An 8,586-nucleotide genomic window follows, 5' to 3' on the forward strand; every position below is an offset into this window, starting at 1 on the left:
TAATGTAAAAATAGGGAGAGAGTGAAATAGTATGTGTACATCCATACTAGCTATCGTTGGAGATTACTATCATCCAAGAGAAGCTGCACTGCAGTCTTTAGAACAAGCACTAGACAAACATATTTCTAATGGGAAAATGGAATTAGCAACATGTAATCCTAATCGCTTATTAGAGAAACTTGCTGGAAAGCCAGATGTCGTCGTATTGTTTTCAGAAAATCGAATAAATCCAGCAGATCATCCTGTGGATACTTGGATGACGGAAGAGATTGCTGATGCCATAACTCAATATGTAGAAAATGGCGGAAGGTGGCTGGCATGGCATTCTGGATTGGCCTCCTACGCAATAAATGGCAAATATACGCAGATGCTTAGAGGCTATTTTAAATACCATCCAAAACAGCATCAACTCGTCCGCTATACAAATACAAAAGACAATGAAATACTTTCAGATAATATTTCATTGGATCTTTTAGATGAACATTACTTCGTTCATTGTGATTTAGCACAAACCACAGTCTTTCTTCAAGCTAACTCCGTTGATGGGCAGTCCATTGCAGGCTGGTATCATACTTACGGCAATGGAAAAGTTTGCTGTCTAACACCTGCCCATAACAAGGAAGGTTTATTGGATCCAGGTTTTATGAACATACTGGAAAAATGCTTGGTTTGGGTTTCTGCATAAGAAATTTAGGAGTTACAATAAGAAAATGCAAGCACCATAAGTTATGAAGACATCAAAACCTGCTAGTTTTATAGCGTGATACACAATTCATTTAAGATAATAGGTACAGCGTTAATTTAATAGAATATTTGTGAATGGCGGAAGAGTGCTTTATATCAAAAAGACTCTTTCGTTTTTTTATTTAGGGATATGTGGTATCTACTGTTCCAAAGTTAAAAGATACAACATGACAGTCAGTTTTCATACTTGGTGTAAAACATTTAGAGCGTTTTGACAGGGCAGTACTAAATTGCACGAAGTCGTTATAAAGGCAAATGTTCGAATGAGTGTTGCGAGAATTCATTTACCAGTGAAAAATAGGATTGTTTTGGAGAGGCATTCATTTGACTCTCTATGTTTGATGTTTGTAGAAATATGTCACTTGGGTAAAGGTATCTAATAATAGATAGCTATATTTTGTGTAAAGTATGAAAGCACTATATGAAGCTAGAAATAGAGGAGTGATTTGCTATGACATTAAGAATTGGGGTAATTGGTACAGGTGCAATTGGAAAGGAGCATATTAGAAGAATTACTAACAATATCTCAGGTGGAAAGATAGTTGCAGTCACAGATATAGAGGAAGCATCCGCAAAATCTGCGATGGAACAGTTTGGATTAGATGCAGCTATTTATCCTGATGATAAAACCCTAATTGCAGAGGGAGATGTCGATGCAGTGTTGGTGACGAGCTGGGGACCGGAACATGAGGAAAGCGTGATTGCAGCAATAGAAGCAGGAAAATATGTTTTCTGCGAAAAGCCGCTTGCTACAACTATTGAAGGCTGTATGCGAATTGTTGAAGCTGAAATGAAACATGGGAAGCGATTAGTGCAAGTAGGGTTTATGCGCAGATATGATAGTGGATACTTACAATTGAAGGAAGCTATTGATAATAAATTCATAGGTGAGCCGTTACTTTTACACTGTGCCCATAGAAATCCAGAGGTAGACACCACTTATTCGACAGACATGGCCATTACAGATACGTTGATTCATGAAATTGATGTTTTACATTGGTTAGTGAATGATGACTATAAATCGGTACAAGTTATTTTTCCTAAAAAAACGCGTTACGCACATGAAGAATTAAGAGATCCTCAATTTGTTATTTTGGAAACTAAATCAGGGATTGTAATAAATGTAGAAATCTCTGTTAATTGCAAGTATGGCTATGATATTCAGTGTGAGGTTGTAGGGGAAGAAGGGATAGCTAAATTACCTGAAGTGCCTAGCATTACCTTTCGAAAAAATGGAGGAATTGGCTCCAATATTTTAATGGATTGGAAAGAGCGTTTTATGGATGCCTATGATGCAGAATTGCAGGATTTTATAGATGCTATTAGAAAAACGGGTGAGCCAAATGGACCAACAGCATGGGATGGCTATATTGCTCAAGTCACTGCTGAGGCTTGTCTTAAAGCACAAAATTCAGGAAAGAAAGAAGATGTTTTTTTCCTTGAACAGCCTGACTTTTACAAGAAAAATCTTAGACCAGCAAATGTTTAACTATTCGTTCTAAACAAAATGGAGGGAAAAGGATGAAACTAGGAATGAATCAAGGTACTACTCTAGAGAACTCAAGTCTGGAGCTTGATCTTCAATTATTAGAGAAGTATGGCTATGATTATATTGAAATTCGTTCGATTGATAAATTGAAGGAATATTTACAATCACACACTATCCAAGACTTAGTAGATTATTTTCAAACCCATCATTTAAAGCCATTATCACTCAATGCGCTAGTTTATTTTAATAATCGTACGGAAGAAGAAAACAAAGCGTTGTTGGAAGAATACAAAGAAATGCTAGAGTATGCGCAAATGTTAAATATCGATAGAATTGTGGTTGTTCCATTGGTCTCTGAAAAGAAAATAGAGAGAGGGGAAATTAAACAAAGCTGTGTAAAAGTATTAACCGAGTTATCCGATTTAGCCAATCCATATGGAGTAAAGCTAGCGCTTGAATTTATTGGCCATCCGCATGCAACCGTTAATACACTAAGCTTTGCTAATGAAATTGTAGCAGCCGTAAATCGTGAAAATGTTGGAATCGTATTTGATACCTTTCAGTTTTATGCAATGAATTCCACAATGGAAGATTTAAGAAATACGGATTTTTCCAAAGTATTCTTATTTCATATTAATGACGTAGAGGATTTTAACCCGGGGATTTTGTTAGATGAGGATCGTCTATATCCTGGTGATGGAGTGATTGATTTGCCTAGCATTCTTTCTATTATAAAAGAAAAAGGTTTTTCAGATCATGCTTCTATTGAATTGTTTAGACCAGAATATTATCAATTAACTGCAGAGGAAGTCGTGAAAACAGCTAAGAATAAAACACTTAAGGTGTTAAATCAGGTTTATTCAGTAGAGGAGATAAAGTGATATAAAAAAGGGGGACAACATTTATAAAGTGTGAAGACACTGTTTATAAATGTTGTCCCCCTTTTATTTTTTTAACTGCTTGATCATATTAAACCATTGAACGCCAGCATGATGGGAGTCGGCAATACCTTGATTTTGATAACCATTTTTCTCATAAAAAGGAATCAGCTCTTTGCGACAAGTTAGAGTGATGCTTAATCGCTCGCCTTTTGCTGCTATTTTTTCTAACTTTTTAAGCAAGATACTAGCGATGCCTTTTCTTTGGTAATTGGGATGGACTACAATGCCTAAAATGCTTTGATGGCCCCCTTTTGGAGGATTTGGAACAGTTCTTTCGAATAAGTCATCGGTTATAAAGGCTTTCGAGATAACGGGTCCATTAACATACCCTATAACTACTCCGTTTTCTTCCATAATAATAAACGTATCAGGAATGGTTTCCATTCTATTTATAAAGGCTTTTTTTGTTGCTGCTTCTGCTGGAGTGAAAGCGATATTTTCTATTTCTAATAATGGTGGTAAATCCGATGGTTGGACATTTCGAATGAGCATTTTTATTTCTCCCTATACCGGTATTTTCTTCTATTTTAGTTTTTTAATAGCTTATTTTTCAATAGCAATCAATTAAATTTATTAGAAAAGTTAAAAATAGTTTCCATTCTAAGAGATGATTATTAATCTGAAAATATAGAATTCTTCTGATGGTGCATGTTAAGATTATATGAAAAGAAGAAGGATTTAAAATATAGTTTAGGAAAAGAAAGCGGTGAGTTAACTGATTCATGCATCGAAGCATAACCATAATGTATGTTTAGAACCATTTGGGGATTCTGCGATAATTGTTCGACTTGGGAATAGGATCGATTCAGACATCCATCAAAAAGTGCAGATGCTGGCAAATTATTTAGAGATGCATCCTTTTTCAGGTTTGATTGAATGTGTGCCTGCTTATACAAACGTGACAGTATATTATCAACCGTTTGTAATCTATGAATCTTTTAAACAAAAGTCTGATAATTTGTCCCCCTTTCAAATCGTGAAATCTCTACTTAAAGAGGTATTCGAACAACTTGAAGTAGGGAAATCGACAAATAATCGAGTCACTAAAATTCCTGTATGTTATGGTGGAGAATATGGTCCGGATTTAGAGGAAGTTGCAAAGCATAACCAGCTTTCGATAGAGCAAGTAATAGATATTCATTCTGGCGGAGAATATTGTGTTTATATGATTGGTTTTGCACCAGGATTTCCATTCTTAGGCGGGATGTCAGAAAAAATAGCTACACCAAGACGTTCAACTCCAAGGCAATTAATTCCCTCAGGATCTGTAGGAATTGCGGGAGTGCAAACAGGCGTTTATCCAATCGCCACACCTGGGGGATGGCAGCTCATTGGACAAACACCATTAGAGTTATTTTTACCAGAAAAAAATCCCCCTAGTTTGCTACAAGCTGGAGATATTGTGAAATTTGTTCCTATTTCTAAAAGAGAATTCCTTCAGCAGAAGGAGGAGAATATATGACAATTACTGTTGTTAGTTCTGGTATGCTTTCGAGTATCCAAGATTTAGGAAGGAATGGATTCCAGAAGCATGGTGTGATTGTTAGTGGGGCAATGGACACCTATTCGCTTAGAATTGCTAATTTAATTGTTGGGAATAAAGAGGGGGAAGCTGGCTTAGAAATTACTTTGTTAGGACCAGCATTGACATTTGAAAAAGATGCCCTTATTGCTATTACTGGCGGGAATTTGTCACCAGAAATAGAGGGGAAGCAAGTTCCTTTATGGCGGCCAGTTTTAGTGAAAAAGGGAAGCGTTTTGAGATTTGGAAAAATAAAATCCGGGTGTCGTGCTTATCTTACTATTGCTGGTGGCTTTGCAATTCCTAAAGTGATGAATAGTAAAAGTACCTATTTACGTGCTGGGTTAGGTGGATATCATGGAAGGGCGCTGAAGGCTGGAGATAAAATAGAGACTAATTCTATCTCCGATTATTCTTTAAATCTATATAATAAACTCAAAAAGAAAGATACTGATCAACCCTTTATTACAACAAGGTGGTTTGTAGATTTCAACAAGTTTATTACATTGTCAAATGAACATACGATTCGATTTATCACAGGAAGCCATTTTTCTATGTGCTCTACTAATAGTCAGAAAAATTTCTATGCTGGGAAATTTACTGTTACTCCGCAGTCTGATCGGATGGGATATAGATTAAGTGGACCAGAGATAAAGCTAGATGAAAAGTTTGAGTTGCTTTCAGAAGCCGTAACAGTCGGAACCATCCAACTCCCGCCAGATGGACATCCAATCATCTTACTTGCGGATCGGCAAACAACAGGAGGATATCCGAAAATTGCGCAAGTAATATCAGTGGATTTATCTTTAGTAGCGCAGATGAAGATTGGGGAGGAAATTTATTTTCAGGAAATTTCATTAGAGGGAGCAGAAGCTTTGTTTATTGAGAGGGAGCAAAGAATTAGGGAACTAGAAAAGTTTTTGAAACTTAAAATGAATTGAAAATTTTGTACAAGTAGATGATGTAAGGATATGGCGAAACTGATAATGATAATAAAATTGATTAGAAATAAATCAATTTATTTCTAATCAATTTATCGACTTTTTTCTATTATATTAGATAGAAGGGAACGAACTGGGGAACTAGAGCTTTTGAAAGATTTCAGATATAACCGTTACAGAAATTTCTACAGCACACAGCTTTCAAATCTTTATCCCCTACTATATTCAGATAAAACGATAAGGAAATCAGAAACACCTTATGCTATTGACTTCTTTAAATCTCCTAAATTTCAGATGAAATTGGATACAATACAGCAGAAATCCAAGGGATATTCGCAGCCTTTAATTCCCACAACGTTCAGATAAAAGGCTATCTTTTGCGTATACCTTGCTGACAAATGATACATTTATATCCCACTACGTTCAGATAAAAGGTTTAGAAGAACCATGGCAACCAGAATGCTTGAGACATTTATATCCCACTACGTTCAGATAAAAGTTGTAGGTCCTGAAACATGGAATAAGATGTTTTAATATTTAAATCTCACTAAGTTCAGATAAAAGGATATAGTAATTATGGTAACATGATTATTTACTTTCATTTATATCCCACAACGTTCAGATAAAAGATTCATATAAGCAACAATCATTTCGTGTCTTGCTACATTTATATCCCACTACGTTCAGATAAAAGAAAACAATGTAGAGTTCTATATTATCGATTTAAAGGGATTTATATCCCACTACGTTCAGATAAAAGTGTATTTTCAGATGGACTAAATAAACCTGTAGAAGATTTATATCCCACTACGTTCAGATAAAAGACTGTAAATCTAATTGCCTTACCTATGATTCTTGCATTTATATCCCACTACGTTCAGATAAAAGTAACCAATGTTCTTCATGATTCGTTCAATTTTCATAATTTATATCCCACTACGTTCAGATAAAAGTGTAGGCTCGTCTAAGCTTACAAACTCATATTTTTGATTTATATCCCACTACGTTCAGATAAAAGAAAGCAGTTATTATCAGGAGCAGTTAATTTAATATTATTTATATCCCACTACGTTCAGATAAAAGGATTTTAGCTATTACATGACACAACAGGGATATAGATTTATATCCCACTACGTTCAGATAAAAGCTATCTCATACATGAAGCAAATGCTCTCCAGCATTAATTTATATCCCACTACGTTCAGATAAAAGATTAATTAAAATAGCTCGGGTACTACGTTTAGTTTTATTTATATCCCACTACGTTCAGATAAAAGCTTTTATTATGTGTTTGTATGCTGCACTGTCACGTATTTATATCCCACTACGTTCAGATAAAAGACAATTGGTTCTTACTTCGAGCCATATCCGTTATTAATTTATATCCCACTACGTTCAGATAAAAGACAAGCAGTGGTGGCGGTACAACTGCCACTTCATCATCATTTATATCCCACTACGTTCAGATAAAAGATTTAAAGACTACACAAGACCTTCATAAAAGGTACATTTATATCCCACTACGTTCAGATAAAAGATCAAATACAGGTCTATCGTTAATCAAATCATTCGAATTTATATCCCACTACGTTCAGATAAAAGAAATTAACGCTTGATTATGAGCCGGATAAATACTATATTTATATCCCACTACGTTCAGATAAAAGCCTAGGGAGGTGAAAATTAATGGCTAGTTTCACAAAAATTTATATCCCACTACGTTCAGATAAAAGGATGACAGCCAAGTAGTCGATTTACACGTCAGCAAAATTTATATCCCACTACGTTCAGATAAAAGAGTTATTTTTCACCTTCATTGAATCACCTCCTCCAAATTTATATCCCACTACGTTCAGATAAAAGAGATAAACCCAAAGTACTTGCTCATGATAAATTTATCAGATTTATATCCCACTACGTTCAGATAAAAGTGAACTGTTTGCAAAAAAGATAAATTCTTAGTAAAAGATTTATATCCCACTACGTTCAGATAAAAGGCGTTTGGTGATGTGATATGCATTGAAGGATTCTCTTAATTTATATCCCACTACGTTCAGATAAAAGGAATTTTTGGCTAATAAGGTGATTCTTTCTATATCTAAATTTATATCCCACTACGTTCAGATAAAAGGTTCGTCTTTTTCCATATTTGTATATCCTTCAATACCTATTTATATCCCACTACGTTCAGATAAAAGCACCTAATCGAAATGGTGGATTTGTTCCGGTGCCGAATTTATATCCCACTACGTTCAGATAAAAGTTTCTTTTCAGATGGAGTAGTTTCTCCGATCCAAGATTTATATCCCACTACGTTCAGATAAAAGTATTTAGTTAGCAGCCTGATAAAACATTTGCTTCACCATTTATATCCCACTACGTTCAGATAAAAGGGTCTTTAGATTGATTTCTTTAGAAATTCTTCTCAATTTATATCCCACTACGTTCAGATAAAAGAATCGTATCTTTCTATTCGTACCATATTCTACAAAATTTATATCCCACTACGTTCAGATAAAAGATCTATGGACTACGCTAATAATTTAGCTTGTAAACAATTTATATCCCACTACGTTCAGATAAAAGCGACTTTCTTCACTTCCTGTAGTCAATCCTAATACTATTTATATCCCACTACGTTCAGATAAAAGACGCCCAATCAGAAGACCTTATATAAAACATATAATCATTTATATCCCACTACGTTCAGATAAAAGTTGTTTTATCTTCTTTGCTCATCAGTCCATCTTCTGATTTATATCCCACTACGTTCAGATAAAAGTGCCAAACCTGCAAGAGCAGCCACAATCGCCACTACATTTATATCCCACTACGTTCAGATAAAAGTCAATTTCATTCCTCCCTCTATAAATATTGATTTATCAACGGTTTGAGCCGTTGTTGGGGTGTCAAAAAAATATTTTTCGACACGATTCCTAACAGAATTTA

General features: G+C 35.1%; 6 protein-coding genes and 1 CRISPR repeat array. Of the genes, 5 read left to right on the forward strand and 1 reads right to left on the reverse strand.

Annotation, left to right across the window (positions count from 1 at the left end; genetic code table 11):
* Positions 1–31: 31 nt before the first annotated feature.
* The 3 genes from ACTNDN_RS19520 (at position 32) to ACTNDN_RS19530 (ending at position 3,114) form a co-directional block, all read left to right on the forward strand.
* A complete protein-coding gene (locus ACTNDN_RS19520; RefSeq protein WP_251628443.1) occupies positions 32–685 on the forward strand; it encodes a ThuA domain-containing protein in 654 nt (217 codons plus the stop codon).
* A gap of 510 nt (positions 686–1,195) precedes the next feature.
* Positions 1,196–2,233, forward strand: coding sequence for a Gfo/Idh/MocA family protein (locus ACTNDN_RS19525; protein WP_441131893.1), 1,038 nt, complete (start codon positions 1,196–1,198; stop codon positions 2,231–2,233).
* A gap of 32 nt (positions 2,234–2,265) precedes the next feature.
* Positions 2,266–3,114 (forward strand): sugar phosphate isomerase/epimerase family protein, encoded by an 849-nt coding sequence (locus ACTNDN_RS19530; protein ID WP_441131895.1) that lies wholly within the window; start codon positions 2,266–2,268, stop codon positions 3,112–3,114.
* Positions 3,115–3,177: 63 nt separating this feature from the next.
* On the opposite strand, the gene ACTNDN_RS19535 is transcribed toward ACTNDN_RS19530, so the two are convergent.
* Positions 3,178–3,666 carry a GNAT family N-acetyltransferase gene (locus tag ACTNDN_RS19535; RefSeq protein WP_441131897.1) on the reverse strand — a complete coding sequence of 163 codons (489 nt, stop codon included), beginning with the start codon at positions 3,664–3,666 and terminating at the stop codon, positions 3,178–3,180.
* A 226-nt stretch (positions 3,667–3,892) separates the two neighbouring features.
* Between ACTNDN_RS19535 and pxpB the strand changes: the two genes are divergently transcribed.
* Entirely contained in the window at positions 3,893–4,636 is a 744-nt protein-coding gene (gene pxpB, locus ACTNDN_RS19540) for a 5-oxoprolinase subunit PxpB (protein ID WP_251628478.1), read from the forward strand.
* The gene (locus tag ACTNDN_RS19545) at positions 4,633–5,637 is read left to right on the forward strand and encodes a biotin-dependent carboxyltransferase family protein (RefSeq protein ID WP_441131899.1); all 1,005 of its coding nucleotides are present in this window, start codon (positions 4,633–4,635) and stop codon (positions 5,635–5,637) included. The genes pxpB and ACTNDN_RS19545 overlap by 4 nt, the downstream gene beginning before the upstream one ends.
* A gap of 340 nt (positions 5,638–5,977) precedes the next feature.
* A CRISPR array of direct repeats spans positions 5,978–8,484; the repeat unit is 29 nt; unit sequence ATTTATATCCCACTACGTTCAGATAAAAG.
* Positions 8,485–8,586: the final 102 nt, after the last annotated feature.

The sequence above is a fragment of the Niallia sp. HCP3S3_B10 genome (assembly GCF_052064465.1).
Lineage (GTDB): Bacteria > Bacillota > Bacilli > Bacillales > Cytobacillaceae > Niallia > Niallia hominis.

What these genes read in the sequence shown, in the direction of transcription:
- ACTNDN_RS19520 (WP_251628443.1), top strand. Translation starts at nt 32, where the DNA reads ATGTGTACATCCATACTAGCTATCGTTGGAGATTACTATCATCCAAGA.
- ACTNDN_RS19525 (WP_441131893.1), top strand. Translation starts at nt 1,196, where the DNA reads ATGACATTAAGAATTGGGGTAATTGGTACAGGTGCAATTGGAAAGGAG.
- ACTNDN_RS19530 (WP_441131895.1), top strand. Translation starts at nt 2,266, where the DNA reads ATGAAACTAGGAATGAATCAAGGTACTACTCTAGAGAACTCAAGTCTG.
- ACTNDN_RS19535 (WP_441131897.1), bottom strand. Translation starts at nt 3,666, where the DNA reads ATGCTCATTCGAAATGTCCAACCATCGGATTTACCACCATTATTAGAA.
- ACTNDN_RS19545 (WP_441131899.1), top strand. Translation starts at nt 4,633, where the DNA reads ATGACAATTACTGTTGTTAGTTCTGGTATGCTTTCGAGTATCCAAGAT.